The sequence below is a fragment of the Pseudomonas sp. SLBN-26 genome, assembly GCF_006715895.1.
In the GTDB taxonomy this organism is placed as follows: Bacteria; Pseudomonadota; Gammaproteobacteria; order Pseudomonadales; family Pseudomonadaceae; genus Metapseudomonas; species Metapseudomonas otitidis.
In genome coordinates, this window is record NZ_VFOB01000001.1 from 4199492 (window position 1) to 4222336 (window position 22845).

21 protein-coding genes and 1 pseudogene are annotated in these 22845 nt (G+C 67.9%); 9 read left to right on the forward strand and 13 right to left on the reverse strand.

The genetic code is table 11. The features are described 5' to 3' along the window. Positions 1-2 precede the first annotated feature (2 nt). The 3 genes from FBY21_RS19425 to FBY21_RS19435 are packed head-to-tail and all read left to right on the forward strand — an operon-like array spanning position 3 to position 2330. Positions 3-704 (forward strand): DUF484 family protein, encoded by a 702-nt coding sequence (locus FBY21_RS19425; protein ID WP_142013035.1) that lies wholly within the window; start codon positions 3-5, stop codon positions 702-704. A gap of 22 nt (positions 705-726) precedes the next feature. Further along, positions 727-1629, forward strand: coding sequence for a tyrosine recombinase XerC (gene xerC / locus FBY21_RS19430; RefSeq protein WP_044400790.1), 903 nt, complete (start codon positions 727-729; stop codon positions 1627-1629). Further along, a complete protein-coding gene (locus FBY21_RS19435; protein ID WP_142013037.1) occupies positions 1626-2330 on the forward strand; it encodes an HAD family hydrolase in 705 nt (234 codons plus the stop codon). The genes xerC and FBY21_RS19435 overlap by 4 nt, the downstream gene beginning before the upstream one ends. A 57-nt stretch (positions 2331-2387) precedes the next feature. Here the strand turns inward: FBY21_RS19435 and sutA are convergent, their stop codons facing one another. The 4 genes from sutA to glnK all read right to left on the reverse strand — a co-directional run bounded on the left by sutA (position 2388) and on the right by glnK (position 5019). Next, positions 2388-2708, reverse strand: coding sequence for a transcriptional regulator SutA (gene sutA / locus FBY21_RS19440; protein ID WP_044400784.1), 321 nt, complete (start codon positions 2706-2708; stop codon positions 2388-2390). 75 nt (positions 2709-2783) lie between these two features. After that, positions 2784-3209 (reverse strand): secondary thiamine-phosphate synthase enzyme YjbQ, encoded by a 426-nt coding sequence (locus FBY21_RS19445; protein WP_044400781.1) that lies wholly within the window; start codon positions 3207-3209, stop codon positions 2784-2786. Between the two features lie 117 nt (positions 3210-3326). Then, positions 3327-4646, reverse strand: coding sequence for an ammonium transporter (locus tag FBY21_RS19450; protein WP_044400778.1), 1320 nt, complete (start codon positions 4644-4646; stop codon positions 3327-3329). Between the two features lie 34 nt (positions 4647-4680). After that, complete coding sequence (glnK, locus tag FBY21_RS19455) at positions 4681-5019, reverse strand: P-II family nitrogen regulator (protein ID WP_003457590.1); 339 nt, start codon at positions 5017-5019, stop codon at positions 4681-4683. A 410-nt stretch (positions 5020-5429) separates the two neighbouring features. Between glnK and FBY21_RS19460 the strand changes: the two genes are divergently transcribed. From FBY21_RS19460 to betT, 3 genes are all read left to right on the forward strand, one after another. After that, complete coding sequence (locus FBY21_RS19460; protein WP_044400771.1) at positions 5430-5693, forward strand: accessory factor UbiK family protein; 264 nt, start codon at positions 5430-5432, stop codon at positions 5691-5693. A gap of 37 nt (positions 5694-5730) precedes the next feature. Beyond that, complete coding sequence (locus tag FBY21_RS19465) at positions 5731-7224, forward strand: YifB family Mg chelatase-like AAA ATPase (RefSeq protein WP_142013039.1); 1494 nt, start codon at positions 5731-5733, stop codon at positions 7222-7224. Between the two features lie 106 nt (positions 7225-7330). Next, positions 7331-9307, forward strand: a complete 1977-nt coding sequence (gene betT, locus FBY21_RS19470; RefSeq protein WP_107328730.1) for a choline BCCT transporter BetT — start codon at positions 7331-7333, stop codon at positions 9305-9307. Between the two features lie 39 nt (positions 9308-9346). On the opposite strand, the gene FBY21_RS30330 is transcribed toward betT, so the two are convergent. The 3 genes and pseudogenes from FBY21_RS30330 to FBY21_RS19480 form a co-directional block, all read right to left on the reverse strand. Beyond that, a complete protein-coding gene (locus tag FBY21_RS30330; RefSeq protein ID WP_371321009.1) occupies positions 9347-10207 on the reverse strand; it encodes a methyl-accepting chemotaxis protein in 861 nt (286 codons plus the stop codon). Beyond that, positions 10202-11323 (reverse strand): annotated as a pseudogene (locus FBY21_RS30335) (Cache 3/Cache 2 fusion domain-containing protein); the annotation flags it as partial. The gene FBY21_RS30330 and the pseudogene FBY21_RS30335, both read right to left, overlap by 6 nt. 161 nt (positions 11324-11484) lie before the next feature. Beyond that, positions 11485-12402 carry a LysR substrate-binding domain-containing protein gene (locus FBY21_RS19480; protein WP_044400758.1) on the reverse strand — a complete coding sequence of 306 codons (918 nt, stop codon included), beginning with the start codon at positions 12400-12402 and terminating at the stop codon, positions 11485-11487. A gap of 137 nt (positions 12403-12539) precedes the next feature. Between FBY21_RS19480 and FBY21_RS19485 the strand changes: the two genes are divergently transcribed. Further along, complete coding sequence (locus tag FBY21_RS19485) at positions 12540-13931, forward strand: NorM family multidrug efflux MATE transporter (protein WP_142013042.1); 1392 nt, start codon at positions 12540-12542, stop codon at positions 13929-13931. 3 nt (positions 13932-13934) lie between these two features. Here FBY21_RS19485 and FBY21_RS19490 read toward each other — a convergent pair whose 3' ends face one another. Continuing rightward, positions 13935-15608: a putative bifunctional diguanylate cyclase/phosphodiesterase gene (locus FBY21_RS19490; RefSeq protein ID WP_142013044.1), complete on the reverse strand. Its 1674-nt coding sequence runs from the start codon at positions 15606-15608 to the stop codon at positions 13935-13937. 281 nt (positions 15609-15889) lie between these two features. Between FBY21_RS19490 and rep the strand changes: the two genes are divergently transcribed. Together rep and FBY21_RS19500 are read left to right on the forward strand one after the other, a co-directional pair. Beyond that, positions 15890-17902 (forward strand): DNA helicase Rep, encoded by a 2013-nt coding sequence (gene rep / locus FBY21_RS19495; RefSeq protein ID WP_044400749.1) that lies wholly within the window; start codon positions 15890-15892, stop codon positions 17900-17902. A gap of 115 nt (positions 17903-18017) precedes the next feature. Beyond that, a complete protein-coding gene (locus FBY21_RS19500) occupies positions 18018-18590 on the forward strand; it encodes a xanthine phosphoribosyltransferase (protein WP_142013047.1) in 573 nt (190 codons plus the stop codon). Between the two features lie 110 nt (positions 18591-18700). Here the strand turns inward: FBY21_RS19500 and FBY21_RS19505 are convergent, their stop codons facing one another. The 5 genes from FBY21_RS19505 to dadA form a co-directional block, all read right to left on the reverse strand. Further along, positions 18701-19123: a c-type cytochrome gene (locus tag FBY21_RS19505; protein ID WP_044400744.1), complete on the reverse strand. Its 423-nt coding sequence runs from the start codon at positions 19121-19123 to the stop codon at positions 18701-18703. 127 nt (positions 19124-19250) lie between these two features. After that, positions 19251-19799, reverse strand: coding sequence for a cupin domain-containing protein (locus FBY21_RS19510; RefSeq protein WP_044400741.1), 549 nt, complete (start codon positions 19797-19799; stop codon positions 19251-19253). A gap of 184 nt (positions 19800-19983) precedes the next feature. Next, positions 19984-21051 (reverse strand): alanine racemase, encoded by a 1068-nt coding sequence (alr, locus tag FBY21_RS19515; protein WP_142013050.1) that lies wholly within the window; start codon positions 21049-21051, stop codon positions 19984-19986. A gap of 60 nt (positions 21052-21111) precedes the next feature. Further along, positions 21112-21465: a RidA family protein gene (locus tag FBY21_RS19520; RefSeq protein WP_044400736.1), complete on the reverse strand. Its 354-nt coding sequence runs from the start codon at positions 21463-21465 to the stop codon at positions 21112-21114. Further along, complete coding sequence (dadA, locus tag FBY21_RS19525) at positions 21440-22738, reverse strand: D-amino acid dehydrogenase (RefSeq protein WP_044400733.1); 1299 nt, start codon at positions 22736-22738, stop codon at positions 21440-21442. The genes FBY21_RS19520 and dadA overlap by 26 nt, the downstream gene beginning before the upstream one ends. Between the last annotated feature and the right edge of the window lie 107 nt (positions 22739-22845).

A 22845-nucleotide genomic window follows, 5' to 3' on the forward strand; every position in this document is an offset into this window, starting at 1 on the left:
GCATGAGCGAGAAGCACCCCGACGCGCCGCGCGCCCTCGATTCCGAGTCGGTCGCGGCCTACCTGCGCCAGCACCCGGAGTTCTTCGTCGACCACCAGGAGCTGATCCCTGAACTGCGCATCCCCCACCAGCCTGGCGAGGCCGTCTCGCTGGTGGAGCGCCAGGTGAAGCTGCTGCGCGAGCGCAACATCGAGATGCGCCACCGCCTGTCCCAGCTGATGGACGTGGCCCGCGACAACGACCGCCTGTTCGACAAGACCCGCCGCCTGGTGCTCGACCTGCTGGACGCCAATACGCTGGAGGAAGTGGTCGGTGCCATCGAGGACAGCCTGCGCCATGAGTTCCAGGTGCCCTTCGTCAGCCTGATCCTGTTCAGCGACAGCACCCTGCCGGTGGGCCGCAGCGTCTCCAGCGCCGAAGCGCACCAGGCCATCGGTGGCCTGCTGGTGGCGGGCAAGACCATCTGCGGCGTGCTGCGGGCCCACGAGCTGGAGTTCCTGTTCGGCGCGGAAGAGGGCGCCAAGGTCGGCTCGGCCGCCGTCGTCTCCCTCAACCACCAGGGCCAGCACGGCCTGCTGGCCATCGGCAGCCCGGACCCACAGCACTACAAGAGCTCCCTCGGCACCCTGTTCCTCAGCTACATCGCCGAAGTCCTGGCCCGGGTGCTGCCGCGCCACGCCACTCCGCTGCGCTCGGTGCGCTGAGCGCAGCGCGCCGGGAGGACCGATGAAGGCCGATCTGGAGCGCTACCTCGAACACCTGCGCAGTGAGCGCCAGGTTTCCCCGCACACGCTGGAAGGCTACCGGCGCGACCTGGAGAAGGTCGTGGCCCTGGCCGAAGGCTTCGGCCTCGATGACTGGACCACACTGCAACCCCGCCCGCTGCGCAGCATGGTGGCGCGCCTGCACCAGCAGGGGCAGTCTGCCCGCAGCCTCGCCCGCCTGCTCTCCGCCGTACGCGGCCTGTACCGCTACCTGATCCGCGAGGGCCGCTGCCGTCACGACCCGGCCAGCGGCATCAGCGCGCCCAAGGGCGAACGACGCCTGCCCCGCACCCTGGATGCCGACCGCACCCAGCAGTTGCTGGATGGCGCAGTGGAAGACGAGTTCATGGCCCGCCGCGACCAGGCCATCCTCGAGCTGTTCTATTCCTCCGGCCTGCGCCTGTCGGAACTGGTGGGCCTGGACCTGGACCGCCTGGACCTGGCCGACGGCAGCGTGCGGGTGATCGGCAAGGGCAACAAGATCCGCGAGCTGCCCCTCGGGCGCATGGCGCGCCAGGCTCTGGAGCGCTGGCTGCCCCACCGCGCCAGCGTGTCCCCGGTGGACGGTGCCGTCTTCGTCACCCGCCAGGGGCGGCGCATCGGCCCCCGCGCCGTGCGCGAAAGGGTGCGGGTGGCCGGGGTGCGCGAGCTGGGCCAGCACGTCCATCCGCACATGCTGCGGCACTCCTTCGCCAGCCACATGCTGGAGTCCTCCCAGGACCTGCGGGCGGTGCAGGAACTGCTCGGCCACGCCGACATCTCCACCACGCAGATCTACACCCATCTGGACTTCCAGCACCTGGCGGCGGTCTACGACAAGGCCCACCCCCGGGCACGACGCAACGGAGCCAAGGACGAGGAATGAGCATCCAACTGGTGACCTTCGACCTGGACGACACCCTGTGGGACGTCTCGGTGGTGATGCAGGGCGCCGAAGCCGCCCTGCGCGAATGGCTGGGCAACGAGGCGCCGCGCCTGGGCCCCGTGCCGATCGAGCACCTGTGGGCGATCCGCGCCCGCCTGGTGGACGCCACCCCCGGGCTCAGGCACCGCCTGAGCGAGCTGCGCCGGCGCATCCTCTTCCATGCCCTGGAAGAGGCCGGTTATCCACAGGCCGAGGCTGCGGAGCTGGCGGAGACCGGCTTCCAGGTGTTCCTGGCTGCGCGGCACCGCATCGACCTGTTCCCCGAGGTGCACCCGACCCTGGAGCGCCTGGCCAACCACTACCGGCTGGCGGTGATCACCAACGGCAACGCCGACGTCCGCCGCCTGGGCCTGGCGGACTACTTCCAGTTCGCCCTCTGCGCCGAGGAACTGGGCATCGGCAAGCCGGACCCACATCCCTTCGAAGAAGCGCTGCGCCGGGCCGGCGTCCCCGCTGCCCAGGCGGTGCACATCGGCGATCACCCCAGCGACGACATCCAGGGCGCCCGCAATGCCGGCATGCGCGCGGTGTGGTTCAACCCCCAGGGCAAACCCTGGGACGGCGACGACCACCCCGACGCGGAGATTCGTACCCTGGACCAGCTACCCGCGCTGCTGGAGCGCTGGCACCGGGGCGCCTGACCCCGAATCGCAGGCATGAAAAAGCCCGCATCAAGCGGGCTCTTCCAGGCGACTCACTCAGATGGGGCGGCTGCCGTACTTGCTGTCCGGCTTCTTGGGCGGGTCGGCGACCACGTTGGGCTCCACCTCCTGCACCTTGCCGCCACGGGCCAGGAATTCCTCCATGGCACGGGCCAGCGCATCGCGCTCCTTCTGCTTGGCTTCGACGCTGGGCAGCTCCTCGACCTCGACGGCAGCGGCTTTCTTGCCCTTGCCGGCAGGGGCGGGGGATTCGCCGTCATCGCTGTCGTCGCCACTGTCCTCGGCGGCAGCCAGCTCCTCGCCTTCGTCCTCGTCGCCCGCTTCGAGCTCGTCTTGTTCCAGTTCTTCGTCGCTCATTCTTCTACCTCGTGTCTTGCAAGAGCAGGTTAGTTATAGCCCAGTCGCGCCAGGTTTCTACGCGCCCGGAAAAAATCACGATGCCTCGCCGTAGAGGGTCGCCAGCACCCGGCGCGCACCGCCCTGATCGCGGTGTTCGCCGAGGTAGATCCCCTGCCAGGTACCCAGGGCGAGCGCCCCGTCACGCACCGGCAAGGTCAGCTGGCAGCCCAGCAGGCTCGACTTGAAGTGCGCCGGCAGGTCGTCCGGGCCTTCGTAGTCATGTTCGTAGCCACCCTCGCCCTGGGGCACGAGGCGGTTGAAGAACCGTTCGAAATCGCGCCTCACGGAGGGGTCGGCATTCTCGTTGACGCTCAGTGAAGCCGATGTGTGTTGCAGCAGCAGGTGCAACAGACCGATACGGCAGCGACCCAGTTCCGGCAATCCGGCCAGCAGCTCGTCGGTGACCAGGTGGAAGCCTCGTGCACGCGGCTTCAAGGTGATCAGCGTCTGGTGCCACATGGGCGCCACTCCCTCGGATTTCGCTCGGCGCGCATTCTAGCGCGGCCTCTGAAAAAGCAAAGGGCGCCTTTCGGCGCCCTTGGCAGCGGTTCGCACGCCCCGGAGGGGCCGGCGGGCTTACAGGTTGTAGCCGCGCTCGTTGTGCTGCGCCAGGTCGAGGCCGACGGTCTCTTCCTCTTCGTTGACCCGCAGGCCGATCACCAGGTCCAGCACCTTGAGGATCACGAAGGTGACCACAGCGGTATAGACGACCGTGAAGGCCACGCCCTTGAACTGGATGAACAGTTGGGCCGCGATGTTCTCGACGGTGCCGAAGCCACCCAGGGCCGGTGCTGCGAACACGCCGGTCAGCAGGGCGCCGACGATGCCGCCGATGCCGTGCACGCCGAAGGCGTCCAGGGAGTCGTCGTAGCCCAGCTTGCGCTTGAGGCTGGTGGCGCTGAAGAAGCAGATCACGCCAGCGGCCAGGCCGATGACCAGGGCGCCCATGGGGCCGACGGTGCCAGCGGCCGGGGTCACGGCGACCAGGCCGGCGACCACACCGGAGGCGATGCCCAGGGCACTCGGCTTACCGTGGGTCAGCCACTCGGCGAACATCCAGCCCAGGGCAGCGGCCGCGGTAGCGATCTGGGTGACCAGCAGGGCCATGCCCGCAGTGCCGTTGGCAGCCACGGCGGAGCCGGCGTTGAAGCCGAACCAGCCCACCCACAGCATGGCCGCGCCGATCAGGGTGTAGCCCAGGTTGTGCGGGGCCATCGGGGTGGTCGGGTAGCCCTTGCGCTTGCCCAGCACGATGCAGGCCACCAGGCCGGCGATACCGGCGTTGATGTGCACCACGGTGCCACCGGCGAAGTCCAGCACGCCCCAGTCCCACATCAGGCCGCCGTTGCCGCTCCACACCATGTGGGCAATCGGCGCGTAGACCAGGGTGAACCACACGGCCATGAAGATCAGCATCGCGGAGAACTTCATGCGCTCGGCGAAGGCACCGACGATCAGGGCCGGGGTGATGATGGCGAAGGTCATCTGGAAGGTGATGAACACGCTTTCCGGCACGGCGTACACCAGGCTGCTGGTGTTCAGGCCGCTGAGGAAGGCCTTGGACAGGCCGCCGATGAAGGAATTGAAGTTGACGACGCCCTGCTCCATGCCGGTGGTGTCGAAGGCCAGGCTGTAGCCGTAGACGACCCAGAGCACGCTGATCAGGCCGGTGATGGCGAAGCATTGCATCATCACCGAGAGGACGTTCTTGGAGCGGACCATGCCGCCGTAGAACAGCGCCAGGCCGGGGATGGTCATGAACAGCACCAGTGCCGTGGCGACGATCATCCATGCGGTGTCGCCACTGTTCAGCACGACCTCGTCGGCGGCCATGGCCAGGCCGGGGGTAACGAGGGACAAAAGGGCTCCTAGCCCTGCGGCTTTACGCAGAGTCATGTGGTTTTCTCCTGGGGCGTTGGGGTTCGGAGGCTTAGATCGCGTCGGTGCCGGTTTCGCCGGTACGGATGCGGATGGCCTGTTCCAGATTCACGACGAAGATCTTGCCGTCACCGATCTTCCCGGTGTTGGCCGCCTTGGTGATGGCCTCGATGACACGGTCGAGCTGGTCATCGGCGATGGCGACGTCGATCTTCACCTTGGGCAGGAAGTCGACGACGTACTCGGCGCCACGGTACAGCTCGGTGTGGCCTTTCTGGCGCCCGAAGCCCTTGACCTCGGTAACGGTGATGCCCTGCACGCCGATCTCGGACAGCGACTCGCGCACGTCATCGAGTTTGAACGGCTTGATGATGGCAGTGACTAGCTTCATGAAACTTCTCCCGTATTTGGTGGACTTGCCCCAGGAAAACGAACCCGGCTCAAGTCTAAGCGCAGTGCCTGGCTTTGTAACGCGTCGAACCGCCCTGGCCCGGCCCGCTTCGACGCCAACCAACCGCTCCTGGCGAAACACTCCCCCGCCTCGCCTGACGCACCGGTACTGCATCGGTGCACCCTTCACCAGCGCTAAAGCAGAAAGCTTGCCAGCTCGCCCAAAAGCCCCGTTTTTCAAGCAGATAGTGGCCCTTGGCCGTGGCGCCGGGCGGCACTGCCCCAAAACGATGCACGGAAAAGGTGCACGCGCACTTCAGCCATTGCTCGGAAATCGTGCGTCGGCCTGTCGCCCGACTCGGCCGGGACCCCGTGGTAAACTCCGGCCCGCCCTGTCAACGGATGCCCACCATGCTGCCGCCCAAAGCCCTGCTCGATGCCCTCGGCTCCCACGCCTCCCGCCTGTTCAATGGCGACACCCCGCTGCCCCGCGCCGAATTCGAGGCCCAGTTCAAGGCCCTGATGCAGAGCGCCTTCAGCAAGCTGGACCTGGTCAGCCGCGAGGAATTCGACAGCCAGATGGTGGTGCTCGCCCGAACCCGCGCGCGCCTGGAAGCCCTGGAGGCGAAGGTCGCGGAGCTGGAAGCCCAGCTGAACCCGCCGCCCACGGAGTAAGCCACTCCGGCCGGGCGGACCGATCAAGGAGCGATCCATGTCCCTGGCCCTCGTCCACAGCCGCGCCCAGGTCGGCGTGGAAGCCCCCGCCGTCACGGTGGAGGCGCACCTGGCCAACGGCCTGCCGTCCCTGGCCCTGGTCGGCCTCCCGGAAACCGCCGTCAAGGAGAGCAAGGACCGCGTCCGCAGCGCCCTGCTCACCAGCGGTTTCGAATTCCCCCTGCGGCGCATCACCCTCAGCCTTGCACCGGCCGATCTTCCCAAGGAAGGCGGACGCTTCGACCTGGCCGTCGCCCTCGGCATCCTCGCGGCCAGCGGCCAGGTGCCCGCCGCAGCCCTGGAGCAGTTGGAGTGCCTCGGCGAGCTGGCCCTGTCCGGTGCCCTGCGTCCGGTGCAGGGCGCGTTGCCCGCTGCGCTGGCGGCTCGCGCTGCCGGACGGGCGCTGGTGGTGCCCCGGGAAAACGCCGAGGAGGCCAGCCTGGCCAGCGGCCTGACGGTGTTCGCCGTGGGTCACCTGCTGGAGCTGGCCGCCCACCTCAACGGCCAGTCGCCGCTGGCACCGTTCCAGAGCCAGGGCCTGCCGCTGCAGGCCGCGCCCTATCCCGATCTCGCCGATGTCCAGGGCCAACTGGCAGCCAAGCGTGCGCTGCTGGTGGCCGCCGCAGGAGCCCACAACCTGTTGCTGTCCGGCCCGCCCGGCACCGGCAAGACACTGCTGGCCAGCCGCCTGCCAGGCCTGCTGCCACCGCTGGAGGAACACGAGGCCCTGGAAGTGGCCGCCATCCATTCGGTGGCCAGCCAATCGCCGCTGGCGTGCTGGCCCCAGCGTCCCTTCAGGCAGCCTCACCACAGCGCGTCCGGCCCGGCCCTGGTAGGTGGGGGCAGTCGTCCGAAACCCGGCGAGATCACCCTGGCGCACCAGGGCGTGCTGTTCCTCGACGAGCTGCCGGAGTTCGACCGCAAGGTGCTGGAGGTCCTCCGAGAGCCCCTGGAAAGCGGCGAGATCATCATCGCCCGGGCCAACGACCGGGTGCGCTTCCCGGCGCGCTTCCAGCTGGTGGCGGCCATGAACCCCTGCCCCTGCGGCTACCTGGGCGACGACACCCATCGCTGCCGCTGCACACCGGAGCAGATCCAGCGCTACCGGGCCCGGCTCTCCGGCCCGCTGCTGGACCGCATCGACCTGCACCTGACGGTCGCCCGCGAAGCCACACACCTGGGCGCGCCCGTCAGCGGCGGGCTCGACAGTGCCACCGCTGCCGGGGAAGTCGGACGAGCCCGGCGTCGGCAACTGGCTCGCCAGGGCTGCGCCAACGCCTTCCTCGACCTGTCCCGGCTGCACCAGCACTGTCCGCTGACGCCCGACGACCAGCATTGGCTGGAGCAGGCCTGCGAGCGCCTCGGGTTGTCCCTGCGTGCCGCGCACCGGCTGATCAAGGTGGCCCGCACTCTCGCCGACCTGGCGGACGCGCCCGACATCCAGCGCCACCACCTGGCCGAGGCCCTGCAGTACCGGCCGACCAGCAGCTGAAAAAACTATGAGGAACAAGGCGCCGAAAGAGCCGATCTATCGACTCTGTTAGACTGCGCCGCCTTCCGCCCTTGGCGGCCATCCGATCGAAAGGAGAGCTAGCTCAATGGAGGCACGTTCGTCTTCCCCATCCACCCTCAACCCACCGGTGTTCTACGGCTCTGCCGTCCTCGTCATCGCCCTGGTGCTCTACAGCACCCTGGCCCGCGACCAGGCCCAGTGGTTGTTCGGCCAGATCCAGCAGTGGATCGTCCTGAACGCCAGCTGGTTCTACGTCCTCAGCGTCGCCCTGATCCTCATCACCGTCGTCTTCCTCGCCGTCAGCCGCTTCGGCGACATCCGTCTCGGCCCCGACCACAGCCGCCCCGACTACGGCAACGGCACCTGGTTCGCCATGCTCTTTGCCGCCGGCATGGGCATCGGCCTGATGTTCTTCGGCGTCGCCGAACCCCTGATGCACTACGTCAACCCGCCGGTAGGCGACCCCCACACCGTGGCCGCCGCGAAGGAGGCCATGAAGCTGACCTTCTTCCACTGGGGCCTCCACGCCTGGTCGATCTACGCCATCGTCGCGCTGATCCTGGCCTTTTTCTGCTTCCGCCATGACCTGCCGCTGACCCTGCGCTCGGCGCTCTACCCGCTGATCGGTGATCGCATCTACGGCCCCATCGGCCATGCGGTGGACATCTTCGCCATCCTCGGCACCGTGTTCGGCATTGCCACCTCCCTGGGCTACGGCGTGCTGCAGATCAACGGCGGCCTGCACCACCTCTTCGGCGTACCGGTCAGCACTCCGGTGCAGCTGGCACTGATCGCCGGCACCTGCGGCCTGGCCACCCTCTCGGCAGCCAGTGGGCTGAACAAGGGCATCAAGGTCCTGTCGGAGCTGAACCTGGCGCTGGCGACCCTGCTGATGCTGCTGGTGCTGGTCCTCGGCCCCACGGTGTTCCTGCTGCAGACCTTCGTGCAGAACACCGGCGGCTACCTGTCGGAGATCGTCAGCAAGACCTTCAACCTCTATGCCTACGAACCCACCGACTGGATCGGCGGCTGGACGCTGCTCTACTGGGGCTGGTGGTTGTCCTGGTCGCCCTTCGTCGGGCTGTTCTTCGCCCGCATCTCACGCGGCCGCACCATCCGTGAGTTCGTCTGCGGCGTGCTGTTCGTCCCGGCCGGCTTCACCCTGCTGTGGATGACCATCTTCGGCGACACCGCCATCCACATGGTGCTCAACCAGGGCTACCTCGACCTGGTGGAAACGGTGCAGCAGGACAGCTCGCTGGCACTGTTCGCCTTCCTCGACCACTTCCCCCTGTCCACCCTGTTGTCGCTGCTGGCAGTGGCGATGGTGGTGGTGTTCTTCGTCACCTCGGCCGACTCCGGTGCCCTGGTGCTGGACATGCTGGCCTCGGGAGGGAAGGAGAACACCCCGCTGTGGCAGCGCTTGTTCTGGTCGATCCTCACCGGCGTGGTGGCCATGGCGCTGCTGCTGGCCGACGGCCTCAAGGCCCTGCAGACCGCCACCATCGCCAGCGCGCTGCCCTTCGCAGCGGTGTTGCTGGCCGCCACCTGGGGCCTGCTCAAGGCCCTGCGGCTGGACGCCACCAAGCGCGGCATCCGCTACCAGGCGCTCGCCCTGTCGCGCCCGGCGCAGCAGCAACTGGGTGGTTGGCAAAGGCGGCTGCGCAACATCCTCATGTTCCCCCGGCGCAGCCATGTGACCCGCTTCATCGACGAAGTGGTGCGCCCGGCCTGCCTGGAGGTGGCCGAGGAGCTGCGCAAGCAGGGCTGCGCGGTGGAAGTGCTGAACGGCGAGGACGGCCGCTGCAAGCTCAACGTCGGCCATGGCGAGGAGGTGGACTTCAGCTACGAGGTGCGCCCGCGCTCGCTGCTGCTGCCGCGCTTCATGGCCCGCGAAGGGGGCGAGGAGAACGGAGACGCCCGCAAGTACTTCCGCGCCGAGGTGTACCTGCGCGAGGGCGGCCAGGACTATGACGTGATGGGCTGGAGCCGGGAGGAAGTGATCGGCGACCTGCTCGACCAGTACGAGAAGCACCTGCACTTCCTCCACGTGGTGCGCTGAGCACCCGCGGCAGGGCCCGGCTGGCCGGGCCCCGGTGGGTCAGCGGAAGCGGCCCACTTCCTGGCGCAACTCCTCGGCCAGGCGGTCCAGCTCCCGGGCCGTCTGCGCCAGGTTCGCCACCACCTCACGCTGCTCGCTGTTGGCCAGGGCGATGCTCTGCAGGTTGCTGCTGAGCAGGGTCGCGGTGCTGCTCTGCTCCTGGGTGGCGGTGGTGATGGCGGTGACCTGCTCGCCGGCGGCGGCGCTCTGCTGGGCGATCCGTGCCAGCGCATCGGCCACCTTGGCGTTGCGCGCCAGGCCTTCCTGCATCAGCGCCTTGCCGTGTTCCATGGTGCTGATGGCGCTGGCGGTCTCCTGCTGGATGCTGCCGATCATGCTGGATATCTCGGTGGTCGCCTCGCGGGTGCGGCCAGCCAGGCTGCGCACCTCGTCGGCCACCACGGCGAAGCCACGGCCCTGCTCGCCGGCCCGGGCGGCCTCGATGGCGGCATTGAGGGCCAGCAGGTTGGTCTGGTCGGCGATGGCGGTGATGACGCCGACGATGCCGCCGATCTCCTGGGAGCGCTGGCCCAGGGTGTTGATCACCTCGGCGGTGCCGTTGAGGGCGTTGGCGATCTGTTCCAGGGCCGTGGATGCCTCGTCCATCGCCACCTGGCCGATGCGCGTCTGCTGGGCGTTGTCGCTGGCCAGGCGTTCGGTGGCACGCATGTTGTCGGCGATGTTCAGCGAGGTGGCGCTGAACTCCTCCACCGCGCCGGCCATGCTGCTGATCTCGCCGGACTGCTGCTCCATGCCCTCGTGGGCGCCGCTGGCCAGGCCCGAGAGCACCTGGGAGCGGCTGCTGACCTGCTGAGCGGAACTGCGGATGTGCGCCACCATGGTCGACAGCGCCTCGCCCATCTGGTTGAAGCTGCCGGCCAGCTCGCCGATCTCGTCACGGCTGGACACGTCCAGGCGCACCCCGAGGTTGCCGGCGCCCAGGGCGCGGGCCTGGTCCACCAGGTCGCCCAGGGGCTTGAGGCGCAGGCGCAGCAGGCCGATCACCGCAGCCACCGCCAGCACCATCGCCAGCAGGCTGCCAAGGGCCAGCTGGCTGCCGACTCGCCAGGTGACCTCGCCGATCTCCTCCTCGGGCATGCTCGCCACCACCTGCCAGGGCCCGTCGGCGAAGGGCACGGCGATGCTGAAGAAGTCCTCGGTGCCGTCGCTCCAGAACAGCCCCTTGCCGGGGTTGGCCTGCAGGCTCTTGAGGGCATCGCCGATGGCTTCCGGGCGGCGCACGCCGGCGGGGGCCACCAGCCATTTGCCGGTTTCGTCCAGCAACGCCAGGGAGCCGGTGCGCCCGATGCGGAAGCGCTCCAGGTTCCTGAACTGGGCGTTCTGCGCGTCGGTGTAGTCGAAGCCGACGAAGAGCACGGCGATCACCGCACCGGTGTCGTCGCGCACCGGGGTGTACTGGGTCATGTAGTAGCGGTCGAACAGCAGGGCTCGGCCCACGTAGTTCTGCCCGGCCAGCAGGCGCTGGTAGGCCGGGTGGGCGTGGTCGAGCACGGTGCCGATGGCGCGGGTGCCGTCCTGCTTGTTCAGCGAGGTGGTGATGCGCACGAAGTCGGCGCCATCGCGGACGAACACCGTGGCGACGCCAGCGGTGAGCTGGCGGAATTCGTCCACCAGGGTGAAGTCGTTGTTCAGCACCTGGCCGTTGAGGTACAGCGCCGGCGGGGTCAGGGCCGCCACCGGTACGCGCTCGCCGCTGTGCAGGGTGAGGCCCTGGGCGAAGCGCTGCTCGAACAGGCTGGCCAGGCGCTGGGTGCTCTCGCGCAGGCTGCCATGGAAGGTGGTGAGCTGGTCGGCCAGCAGGCGGGCCTCGCTGGCCAGGTGCTCCTCGCGGGTGGCCAGGTTGGCCTTGTCCAGCGAGCGCAGGGCGAAGAGGGTGCTGCCGCTGATCAACAACACGAGGATCAGGGCGAGGGCGGCGGCGAGCTGCCAGGCAATGCGTGACCTGGGCTGGTTCATGGGGGGAATCTCCGGAAATAGGGCAAGGCGACACGCGAGGAGGTCTCTGCCCCCTTCGCGGGGCGGCGAGAATACTTGAGTGCCCTACTGAGGTATAGGACGGCTGTGCTTCGCTGCGAGCTGTTCTTTCCGATGTTGCCGTCAGGCCGACGAACGGCCGCTCAGTCCAGCAATTCCACGGCCGGCAGGTCCATGGCGGCCACTTCGGCGAGGAGGAAATCCCGCAGCCGCTGCAGGCGTTCCTGGTCCCGGCGACCGCGTGGCCAGACCAGGTAATAGCTCTCGCCGCTGGCCACCGCAGCCGGCCAGGGCAGGCCGATGCGGCCGCTGGTGGCGTCCTCGGCGATCATCACCAGGTCGCCGATGGACACCCCATAGCCCCGGGTGGCGGCGACGATGCCCAGCTCCAGGGTGTCGAACACCTGGCCACCCTTCAGCGAGACCTGCTCCTCCAACCCCATGCGCTGCAGCCAGCGCCGCCAGTCGCGGCGGTCCGGCGTGGGGTGCAGCAGCTCGGCCTGGCGCAGCTGCTGTACCGTCCAGGGCTGCCGGGCCTGGGCGGGCTCGCAGACCGGGATCAGCCACTCCGGGAACAGCCGCGTCACCTCCCAGTCCTGGGTGAAGTGGCCGTCGGAGAGCAGCACCGCGCAGTCGAACGGCTCGTGCTGGAAGTCCACCTTGTCCACGTCCATCCAGGCGCTGGTGAGCTGCACCTCGTTCTCCGGGCTGAGGTGGCGGAAGCGCGACAGCCGCGCCAGCAGCCAGCGCATGGTGAGGGTGGAGGGGGCCTTGAGGCAGAGGTTGCCGTCGTCCACCCGCAGGATGGAACAGGCGCGCTCCAGGGCGTCGAAGCCCTCGCGCAGCCCGGGGAGGATGACCCGCGCGGCCTCGGTCAGTTGCAGGTGGCGACCCCGGCGCTCGAACAAGCGACAGGCGAAGTGCTCCTCCAGGGTGCGGATGTGCCGGCTCACCGCGCTCTGGGTGATGGCCAGTTCCTCGGCCGCGCGGGTGAAGGACGCGTTGCGCGCCGCTGCCTCGAAGGCACGCAGGGCATAGAGCGGGGGCAGGCGGCGGGACATGGCGACACTCTCGCATGAGTCAGAGTCATGGAAGGGATCATTTTTTTCCTTTTGTGGCGGGGCTTCAAGGCCTGGGAGAATTCGCCGCATCAGGGCCGCCCGCCTGGCGTCTCTCCCCTCCGTGGTGATCATTACTCATGCCTGCATCCCTCCGGCCGGAACTCCTGGCCATCCTCCGCCTTGCCGGCCCGCTGATCGCCGCGCAACTGGCCAACGTGCTGATGGTGTTCACCGACACGGTGATGATGGGCCTGCTGGGCCCGGCCGAACTGGCTGCCGGCGGCCTGGGCGCGGCGAGCTATTCCTTCGTCTCGATCTTCTGCGTGGGGGTGATCGCCGCCGTGGGCAACCTGGTGGCGATCCGCCACGGCGCCGGGGACGTGGCCGGTGCCGCGCGGCTGACCCAGGCCGGCATGTGGCTGGGCTGGGGCCTGGCCCTGGCGGCCGGGCTGCTGCTGTGGAACCTGGCGCCGCTGCTGCGGGTGTTCGGCCAGGAGGCGCACAATATCGAGGGCGCCATGCAGTTCCTCTCCACCCTGGTGTTCGCGCTGCCCGGCTACATGACCTTCATGGCCCTGCGCGGCTTCACCAGCGCCATCGGCCGGCCCGGCCCGGTGATGGCCATCAGCATCGGCGGGGCGCTGGCCAACTTCGCCCTCAACTATGTGCTGATCCACGGCTGGTTCGGCCTGCCCCGGCTGGGCCTGGCGGGCATCGGCCTGATCACCGCGCTGGTGATGACCGCTATGGCACTGCTGCTGGCCTGGCACGTGACGCGTCACCCGGCCTATGCCGCCTACTCGCTGCGCCACGGCCTGCTGCAGCCGCGCCTGGACGACCTGCGCGAGCTGCTGCGCCTGGGCCTGCCCATCGGCGGCACCTATGCGGTGGAGTCCGGCCTGTTCGCCTTCGCTGCGCTGTGCATGGGAGCCCTGGGCAGCCAGGCGCTGGCCGCGCACCAGGTGGCGATCATGTCGGTGTACGTGGCCTTCATGGTGCCGGTGGGCATCTCCTATGCGGTGACCTTCCGCATCGGCCAGCACTTCGGCGCCGGCCGCCTGGAGGACGCACGCCGCGCCGGGCGGCTGGGCATCGGCCTGGGCGCCGGTTGCATGCTGAGCTTCGCCGCGCTGTTCTGGCTGGCGCCGGAGTGGGTGGTGGGGCTGTTCCTGGAGCGTGGCAACGCCGAGTTCGAAGCGGTGGTGCAGATGGCCGTGGGCCTGCTGGCGATCGCCGCCTGGTTCGAGCTGTTCGACGGCATCCAGACCATCGCCATGGGCGCCATCCGGGGGCTGAAGGATGCCAAGACCACCTTCCTGGTCGGCCTCGGCTGCTACTGGCTGGTGGGCGCCCCGGCGGCCTGGCTGCTGGCCTTCCACTTCGGCTGGGGCCCGCAGGGCGTGTGGTGGGGGCTGGCCTCGGGCCTGGCCTGCGCGGCGCTGGGGCTGACCCTGGGCTTCGAGTTCAAGACCCGCCGCCTGCTGCGCGGCGAGCCGGCGGTTGCCGCCCGGGCTTCGGTGGCGGCCTGAGGCTCAGCCCTCGGGCTGGCCGAGGGCCGGCTGGCGCACGCCGAACACCAGGAAGCGCGCCAGCTCCACCAGCGGCAGGGGCTTGCTGATCCAGTAGCCCTGCACCTGGTCGCAACCGAACTGGCGCAGCAGGGCGAGCTGGTCGGTGTTCTCGACGCCTTCGGCCACCACTTCGAGCTTGAGGTTGTGCGCCAGGTTGATCATGGCCCGCACCAGTTGCTGGTTCTCCGGGCGCGCCTGCATGCCGCCGACGAAGCTCTTGTCGATCTTCAGCAGGGTGATGGGCAGGCTGTTGAGGTGGACGAAGGAGGAGAAGCCGGTGCCGAAGTCGTCCAGGGAGAAACGCACGCCCACCTTGCCCAGTGCCTGCATGGTGGTGAGCACCTGCTCGCTGCGGCGCATGACGGCGGTCTCGGTCAGCTCGAACTCCAGCCAGCGGGCATCCACGCCGCGCTCGTCGATGAGGCGGGTGAGGGTGGGCAGCAGCTGGCTGTCCTGGAACTGGCGGAACGACAGGTTCACCGCCATGTGCAAGGCCGGCAGGCCGCGCCCGCGCAGCCACTGCATGTCGCGCAGGGCCCGGGCGATGACCCAGTAGCCCAGCGGCACGATCAGCCCGCTCTGCTCGGCCAGGGGCACGAACTCGCTGGGCGCCAGCAGGCCGCGCTCGGCGTGGCGCCAGCGCACCAGGGCTTCGAGGCCGACGATGCGGCCGGTCTTCAGGCACAGGCGCGGCTGGTAGTGCAGCTCCAGTTCGTCCCGGCGCAGCGCCCGGCGCAGCTCGCCTTCCAGGTCGGCGAGGCTGCGGGCGCCCCGGTTGAGGTGCGCGTCGAAGAGGTGGAAGGTGCAGCCCTGGGCACCCTTGGCCTGCTGCATGGCGATGTGGGCGTGCCACATCAGCGGGTCGGCGCCTTCGTCCGGGCGGGCATGGGCAAGGCCCAGGCTGCAGCCGATCAGCAGGCTCTCGCCATCGACCCAGAAGGGCTCGCCGAGGGCCTCCATCAGGCGCGAGGCCAGGCGCTCGGCGCGTTGCGGGTCGCGGCGGGTGTCCAGCAGCAGGGCGAATTCGTCGCTGCCCAGGCGGGCGACCTGGTCACCGGGGGACAGCTCGGCCTTGAGCCGCGCCACCACCTGCAGGATCAGCCGGTCGCCGGCCTGGTAGCCGAGGGCATCGTTGGCGTGGCGGAAATTGTCCAGGTCGAGGTGGCCGAGGGTCAGGCCGTTGCCGCCGTATTCCACCAGCCGCGCGGCCAGGAGGGTCTGGAAGCCCTGGCGGTTGGCGATACCGGTGAGCGGGTCCTGCTCGGCCAGGCCCTGCAGGGTGCCCTGCATCCGCTGGCGTTCGCCGAGGTAGCGCAGGCAGCGGCGCAGCAGGTCCAGGTCAAGGCGCTCGCGCGGCAGCCAGTCATGGACGCCGGCGGGCAGCTCGCCCGGGTCCTGCTCCAGCAGCAGCACGGTGGGCAGGTGGCAGCGGCCGGGCATGGGCAACAGCTCGGCGGTGCAGAAGAGGATGCCTTCGGTGCCGTCGTCGAACAGGCTCGAGGCGGCTTCCCAGGTGGGGGCGGTGATCAGGAGGTAATCGGGCCCGAGGGCCTCGAACAGCGGGCGAACCCCTTCCGCCCAGCCAGGCGTGTCCGCCAGCAGCAACAGGTGCAGGGGCTTCGCGAGCGCAGACAATCGGACCTCCCCAGGTCACAAGAAGCAGTGGCGCCAGGCGCCTGTTCGCGTCGTAGTCGACGTCGTCTTATTCGTGCACTACCGGCACGTTGTTGGCTCACCGGGCTCGAATGAGATCGCCTCTCAGACCCAGGTGCCGGAACAATCGTACTGGAAGTGTGGAAATAGCCAAGTCGCAACCTGCCCCAAAGGGGGGCTGGATCACACTGTGGAACGGACTTCGGCATGCCCGGCGGGGTTTGGTAGAATGCGCGGCCATTCCCTTCCCCCGTACAGCCCGCATGTCCCGACTCAACCCCCGGCAGCAGGAAGCCGTGAACTACGTCGGCGGCCCGCTCCTGGTGCTCGCCGGTGCCGGTTCCGGCAAGACCAGCGTGATCACCCGCAAGATCGCCTACCTCGTCCAGCAGTGCGGCATCCGCGCCCAGCACATCGTCGCCGTGACCTTCACCAACAAGGCCGCCCGCGAGATGAAGGAGCGCGTCAGCAGCCTGCTGCGCGGGGCCGAAGGCCGTGGGCTGACGGTGTCCACCTTCCACAACCTGGGCCTGAACATCATCCGCAAGGAGCACGCGCGGCTGGGCTACAAGCCGGGGTTCTCGATCTTCGACGAGACGGACATCAAGGCGCTGCTGTCGGACATCATGCAGAAGGAGTACTCGGGCGACGACGGCGTCGACGAGATCAAGAACTGCATCGGCAACTGGAAGAACGACCTGGTGCTGCCCGAGGAGGCCCTGGCCAACGCGCGCAACCCCAAGGAGCAGACCGCGGCCATCGTCTACCTGCACTACCAGCGCACGCTGAAGGCCTACAACGCGGTGGACTTCGACGACCTGATCCTGCTGCCGGTGAAGCTCTTCCAGGACAACCCGGACATCCTCGAAAAGTGGCAGTACCGGGTGCGCTACATGCTGGTGGACGAGTACCAGGACACCAACGCCAGCCAGTACCTGCTGGTGAAGCTGCTGGTGCAGCACCGCGCGCAGTTCACCGTGGTGGGCGACGACGACCAGTCGATCTACGCCTGGCGCGGCGCGCGGCCGGAGAACCTGATGCAGCTGAAGGAGGATTTCCCCTCCCTCAAGGTGGTGATGCTGGAGCAGAACTACCGCTCCACCAGCCGCATCCTCAAGTGCGCCAACGTGCTGATCGCCAACAACCCCCACGTGTTCGAGAAGCAGCTGTGGAGCGAGATGGGCGTGGGCGACCCGATCCGGGTGATCCGCTGCCGCAACGAGGACGCCGAGGCCGAGCGCATCGCCATGGAGATCCTCACCCTGCACCTGCGCACCCAGCGGCCCTACAGCGACTTCGCCATCCTCTACCGGGGCAACCACCAGGCCAAGCTGATGGAGCTGAAGCTGCAGCACCACCAGATTCCCTACCGGCTCTCGGGCGGCACCAGCTTCTTCGGGCGCCAGGAAGTGAAGGACCTGATGTCCTACTTCCGCCTGCTGGTGAACCCGGACGACGACAACGCCTTCCTGCGGGTGATCAACGTGCCGCGCCGGGAGATCGGCTCCACCACCCTGGAGAAGCTCGGCAACTACGCCACCGAGCGGAAGATCTCGATGTACGCCGCCGCCGATGAGATCGGCCTGGCCGAGCACCTGGACAGCCGCTACACCGAGCGCCTGCAGCGCTTCAAGCGCTTCATGGACAAGGTCCGCCAGCAGTGCGCCGAGAGCGACCCGATCGCCGCCCTGCGCAGCATGGTGATGGACATCGACTACGAGAACTGGATCCGCCAGAACGCCTCCAGCGACAAGGTCGCTGACTTCCGCATGGGCAACGTGTGGTTCCTCGTGGATGCGCTGAAGAACACCCTCGAGCGCGACGAGGAAGGCGGCATGACCATCGAGGAAGCCATCGCCAAGCTGGTGCTGCGCGACATGCTCGAACGCCAGCAGGAGGAGGAAGAGGGCGCCGAGGGGGTGCAGATGATGACCCTGCACGCGTCCAAGGGCCTGGAGTTCCCCTACGTGTTCATCATGGGCGTGGAGGAGGACATCCTTCCGCACCGCTCCAGCATCGAGGCCGACACCATCGAGGAAGAGCGCCGCCTGGCCTACGTGGGCATCACCCGCGCCCGGCAGAACCTGGCGATGACCTTCGCCGCCAAGCGCAAGCAGTACGGCGAGATCATCGACTGCTCACCCAGCCGCTTCCTCGACGAGCTGCCGCCGGAAGACCTGGAGTGGGAAGGCATGGACGACACGCCGACCGAGGTGAAGGCGGTGCGTGGCAACACGGCGCTGGCGGACATCCGGGCGATGCTGAAGAAGCCCTGACCGGGCCTGCGGAGAAGTCTGACCGAACGGCCAGAAGGGCATCGCGCGATGGCCCCTGGCCAAGGTAGAATGCGCCGCTTCATCAGCGACAGCCGCTTCGCAGGAAGCCCCTCCCGTGGACATTCTCAAAGAAAAGATCCTTTCCGAAGGCATCGTGCTTTCCGACCAGGTGCTCAAGGTCGACGCCTTCCTCAATCACCAGATCGACCCCAGGCTCATGCAGTTCATCGGCCATGAGTTCGCCGAGCGCTTCCGCGGCCAGGGCATCACCAAGATCGTCACCATCGAGGCCTCGGGCATTGCCCCGGCCGTGATGGCCGGCCTCGAGCTGGGCGTACCGGTGATCTTCGCGCGCAAGTTCCAGTCGCTGACGCTGAAGAACGACCTGCTGATCTCCAAGGTGTTCTCCTTCACCAAGCAGACCGAGAGCACCATCGCCATCTCCGCCAAGCACCTGACGGCCGCCGACCATGTGCTGGTGATCGATGACTTCCTCGCCAACGGCCACGCGGCCAAGGCGCTGATCGACCTGATCGGCCAGGCGGGCGCGAGCATCGCCGGCCTCGGCATCGTCATCGAGAAGTCCTTTCAGGACGGGCGCCGCCTGCTGGAGGAAGAGGGTTACCGTATCGAGTCGCTGGCTCGTGTGGCCTCCCTCGCGGACGGCAAGGTCAGCTTCATCGACTGACCCGTTGCCGGGCCCGAACACCTCGGGCCCGGCGGCGCTGCGACAACGAGTCGCACCGCGCAGGCACAAAAAAGCCGCCCTCGGGCGGCTTTTTCGATGCTTCGCGACGCTTACAGGCCGGACATCTTCTTGATGGTGGCTTTCAGCTCGTCGTCGGTGCAGTCGGCGCAGGTGCCCTTCGGCGGCATGGCGTTGATGCCGGTGATGGCCTTGGCCAGGATGCCGTCGAGGCCGCCCTGGTGGTCTGCACGCTCTTTCCAGGCTGCGGTGTCACCGATCTTCGGTGCACCCAGCACGCCAGCGGTGTGGCAGGCGCCACAGTGCTTGGCGATGATGTCGTCCGGCGTACGTGCGCCGCCGCCTGCAGCCGCTGCCACGGCGCCGACACCCTTGCATTCCTGACCCTGCACGCAGACCTCGCCCACCGGCTTGATGCGCTCGGCGATGGCGTCGTCGGTCGCGGCCTGGGCGCTAACTGCCCACAGGGCCAATACGGCAACATGCGCTGCCAGCATCTTATTTATCAGGTTCACCCTTTCACCCTCATCGTGGCTAGATACGCCCGCGGCCACGGTTTCGCGAGCGGGCGCAAGTATAACGTCATGGCCGTCTGGCCGAAACAACCCAACGCGTCGCAGGGATATCGGCGGCAGCGGTCTTTCAGAAGTTTGCCGGAGTGGTCGCGCTGATCAGGCGAGCCGGCAGGTCGAACGGATTGCGGAAGCGGTGCGGACGGCTGCTTTCGAAGTAGTAGCTGTCGCCCGGTTCGAGGATGTACACGTCGTTGCCGACGGTCAGTTCGAGACGCCCTTCGACCAGCATGCCGGCCTCTTCGCCCTCGTGGGCGTACATCTCGTCACCGGTGTCGGTGCCCGGCGGGTAGGTCTCGTCTAGGAAGGCGATGGCGCGGCTGGGATGGGCCTTGCCCACCAGCTTCATGGTGATGGCGCCACTGCAGATGTCGGTGAGTTCGGAGGCCCGATAGACCACCTGGGTCTGGTTGTCCTGCTCCAGGTCGAGGGAAAAGAACTCCACCAGCGACATGGGGATGCCCCCGAGCACCTTCTTCAGCGAACTGATGGAGGGGCTGACGCTGTTCTTCTCGATCATGGAAATCGTGCTGTTGGTAACGCCTGCACGTTTGGCGAGTTCACGCTGGGAAAGGCCTTTGAGCTTGCGGATAGCTTGCAGTCGAACACCGACGTCCAATGCTGGGATCCTCCTCTGGATTCTTGTTAGGGGGGCTTGGTGCGCGCAATCATGCGGCTAGCGTTCAGTATTTACAACACTTCGGCCGTCAATACTGCGCAAAAAAACAACCCCCCTGAGAAATCCCAGGAAAATCATGAAGTTGGCAAGCAACCAATGGTCCGCAGGCCCCGCTGGGCGAGGCTCAGCGCTCGCTCAAAGGGACCCGGCGCAGGTTGCAGAAGATCTGGTAGGGGATGGTCCCGGCATGCATCGCCACCTCGGCGGCAGACACCTGGTTGCCCCACAGTTCGACACGGCTGCCGAGGCCGGCCTGGGGCAGGTCGGTGAGGTCGACGGTGAGCATGTCCATGGAGACCCGGCCGATCAGCCGCGAGGGCTGGCCGTCGATGGCCACCGGCGTGCCGGTGGGCGCATGGCGCGGATAGCCATCGGCATACCCCATGGCCACCACGCCGACCCGGGTCGGCCGTTCGGTGACGAAGCGCGCGCCATAGCCCACCGGTTGCCCGGCCGGGAGTTCACGCACGCTGATGACCTTGGACTCCAGGGTCATCACCGGTTTGAGGCGGTCAGCCAGTGGATGCGCCTGCTCGAAGGGGGTGGCGCCGTAGAGCATGATGCCGGGGCGCACCCAGTCACTGGGAACCTGGGGCCAGCCCAGCAGGGCCGGCGAGTTGCGCAGGCTGACTTCCGCCGCGATGCCGGCGCGGGCCTGCTGGAACACGGCGACCTGCTGGGCGCAGCTGTCGCTGTCCAGCTCGTCGGCACGGGCGAAGTGGCTCATCAGCACCACCTTGGCCGCCTTGCCACTGGCCAGCAGGCGCTGGTGGGCATCGCGGAACTCGGCGGGGTGGAAGCCCACCCGGTGCATCCCGGAATCCATCTTCAGCCAGAAGGTCAGCGGCCGGGCGAGGGTCGCTCGCTCCACCGCCTCCAGCTGCCAGGGGGCATGCAGGACGCACCAGAAATCATGCTGTTCGATCTGCGGCAGCTCGTCGGCCTCGAAGAAGCCTTCGAGCAGCAGGATCGGCGCGCGGATGCCCGCTTCACGCAGGGCCAGCGCTTCTTCGATGCACGCCACGGCGAACCCGTCGGCCTCGGCCTCCAGGGCACGGGCGCAGCGGACGGCGCCATGTCCGTAGGCATCGGCCTTGACCACCGCCAGTGCGCGGGCACCGGAGGCTTCACGGGCGAGGCGGTAGTTGTGGCGCAGCGCTTCGAGGTCGATGAGGGCACGGGCGGGACGCATGGCGGGCACTTCTTCTGGTTATGGAAAAAACCCGGCTCGGGCGCCGGGCTGAGGAAGGGGTCAGGGCAGGGCGGCGACGACGGTCATCTCCACCAGCACCTCGGGGGAATACATCCGGGCCTCGACACAGGCGCGGGCCGGGGCGGCGCCCTTCGGCAGCCAGGCGTCCCAGATCGCGTTCATGGCAGCGTAGTCGGCCGCCATGTCCTTGAGGTAGATGGTCACCGAGAGCAGGTGGCTCTTGTCGGTACCGGCCTCGGCCAGCAGCTTGTCGATGCTGGCGAGGGTCTCGCGGGTCTGCTGGCCGATTCCGGCGCTGAGCTTCTCGTCAAGCTGGCCGGCCAGGTAGACCGTGCCGTTGTGGATGACGATTTCGCTGTAGCGGGTTTCAGTGTGCAGTCGCTGGATTGGCATTGCTCGAGGTCTCCTTGGAATTGCCGTAGCGGAAGATGTCCAGGCCTTCGGCGCTGATCTGCGGGCGCTTGCGCGCCATCAGGTCCGCCAGCAGGCGGCCGGAACCGCAGGCCATGGTCCAGCCAAGGGTACCGTGTCCGGTATTGAGGAACAGGTTGCGGTACGGCGTGGCCCCGACGATGGGGGTGCCGTCCGGGGTCGCCGGACGCAGGCCGGTCCAGAACTCGGCCTTGGCCACATCGCCACCTTCCGGGTAGAGGTCGGTGGTGATCATTTCCAGGGTCTCGCGACGGCGTGGGTTCAGCGACAGGTCGAAGCCGGCGATCTCCGCCATGCCGCCGACGCGGATGCGGTCGTCGAAACGGGTGATGGCGACCTTGTAGGTCTCGTCCAGGATGGTCGAGGTCGGGGCCATGGCGCCGTTGGTGATCGGCACGGTCAGCGAGTAGCCCTTGAGCGGGTACACCGGGGCCTTGATGCCCAGCGGCTTGAGCAGTTGCGGGCTGTAGCTGCCGAGGGCGAGCACGTAGCGGTCGGCGGTTTCCAGCTTGCCGTCGATCCACACGCCGTTGATGCGGTCGCCGGCGAAGTCCAGGCGCTGGATGTCCTGGCCGAAGCGGAACTCGACCCCCAGCTGCACGGCCATCTCGGCCAGGCGGGTGGTGAACATCTGGCAGTCGCCGGTCTGGTCGTTGGGCAGGCGCAGGGCGCCGGCGAGCTTGTGCTTGACGCTGGCCAGGGCCGGCTCGACGCGGGCGATGCCGTCGCGGTCGAGGATCTCGTAGGGCACGCCGGAACGCTCGAGGACGGCGATGTCCTTGGCGGCGGCGTCGACCTGGGCCTGGGTGCGGAACAGCTGGGTGGTGCCGAGCTGGCGGCCTTCATAGGCGATGCCGGTTTCGGCGCGCAGCTCATCGAGGCAGTCGCGGCTGTACTCGGACAGGCGCACCATGCGCTCCTTGTTCACCGCATAGCGGGACGCGGTACAGTTGCGCAGCATCTGCGCCATCCAGAGGTACTGGTCCAGGCTGCCGGTGGCCTTGATGGCCAGGGGCGCGTGGCGCTGCATCAGCCACTTGATGGCCTTGAGCGGCACGCCGGGGGCGGCCCAGGGGGATGCGTAGCCAGGTGAGACCTGGCCTGCGTTGGCGAAGGAGGTTTCCATGGCGACGGCCGGCTGACGGTCCACCACCACCACCTCGAAGCCTTCCCGGGCCAGATAGTAGGCACTCGCGGTACCAATCACGCCGCTGCCCAGCACCATTACTCGCATGTCTGCCTCCACCGCGACGGCCTTGCCGGCGCGTTTGTTATTTTGAGCGTAGATGTCGGCAGTATAAGAAGGCGTGACCAGTGATATTCACTATATAGCCAGCTATA

Bases quoted from the DNA above. Each gene is read 5' to 3' on its own strand.
- xerC (WP_044400790.1), top strand. From the start codon at position 727: ATGAAGGCCGATCTGGAGCGCTACCTCGAACACCTGCGCAGTGAGCGC.
- FBY21_RS19450 (WP_044400778.1), bottom strand. From the start codon at position 4,646: ATGACTCTGCGTAAAGCCGCAGGGCTAGGAGCCCTTTTGTCCCTCGTT.
- FBY21_RS19435 (WP_142013037.1), top strand. From the start codon at position 1,626: ATGAGCATCCAACTGGTGACCTTCGACCTGGACGACACCCTGTGGGAC.
- betT (WP_107328730.1), top strand. From the start codon at position 7,331: ATGGAGGCACGTTCGTCTTCCCCATCCACCCTCAACCCACCGGTGTTC.
- FBY21_RS19425 (WP_142013035.1), top strand. From the start codon at position 3: ATGAGCGAGAAGCACCCCGACGCGCCGCGCGCCCTCGATTCCGAGTCG.
- FBY21_RS19485 (WP_142013042.1), top strand. From the start codon at position 12,540: ATGCCTGCATCCCTCCGGCCGGAACTCCTGGCCATCCTCCGCCTTGCC.
- alr (WP_142013050.1), bottom strand. From the start codon at position 21,051: ATGCGTCCCGCCCGTGCCCTCATCGACCTCGAAGCGCTGCGCCACAAC.
- rep (WP_044400749.1), top strand. From the start codon at position 15,890: ATGTCCCGACTCAACCCCCGGCAGCAGGAAGCCGTGAACTACGTCGGC.
- FBY21_RS19445 (WP_044400781.1), bottom strand. From the start codon at position 3,209: ATGTGGCACCAGACGCTGATCACCTTGAAGCCGCGTGCACGAGGCTTC.
- FBY21_RS19460 (WP_044400771.1), top strand. From the start codon at position 5,430: ATGCTGCCGCCCAAAGCCCTGCTCGATGCCCTCGGCTCCCACGCCTCC.
- FBY21_RS19480 (WP_044400758.1), bottom strand. From the start codon at position 12,402: ATGTCCCGCCGCCTGCCCCCGCTCTATGCCCTGCGTGCCTTCGAGGCA.
- dadA (WP_044400733.1), bottom strand. From the start codon at position 22,738: ATGCGAGTAATGGTGCTGGGCAGCGGCGTGATTGGTACCGCGAGTGCC.
- FBY21_RS19520 (WP_044400736.1), bottom strand. From the start codon at position 21,465: ATGCCAATCCAGCGACTGCACACTGAAACCCGCTACAGCGAAATCGTC.
- glnK (WP_003457590.1), bottom strand. From the start codon at position 5,019: ATGAAGCTAGTCACTGCCATCATCAAGCCGTTCAAACTCGATGACGTG.
- sutA (WP_044400784.1), bottom strand. From the start codon at position 2,708: ATGAGCGACGAAGAACTGGAACAAGACGAGCTCGAAGCGGGCGACGAG.
- FBY21_RS19465 (WP_142013039.1), top strand. From the start codon at position 5,731: ATGTCCCTGGCCCTCGTCCACAGCCGCGCCCAGGTCGGCGTGGAAGCC.
- FBY21_RS30330 (WP_371321009.1), bottom strand. From the start codon at position 10,207: ATGGGCGAGGCGCTGTCGACCATGGTGGCGCACATCCGCAGTTCCGCT.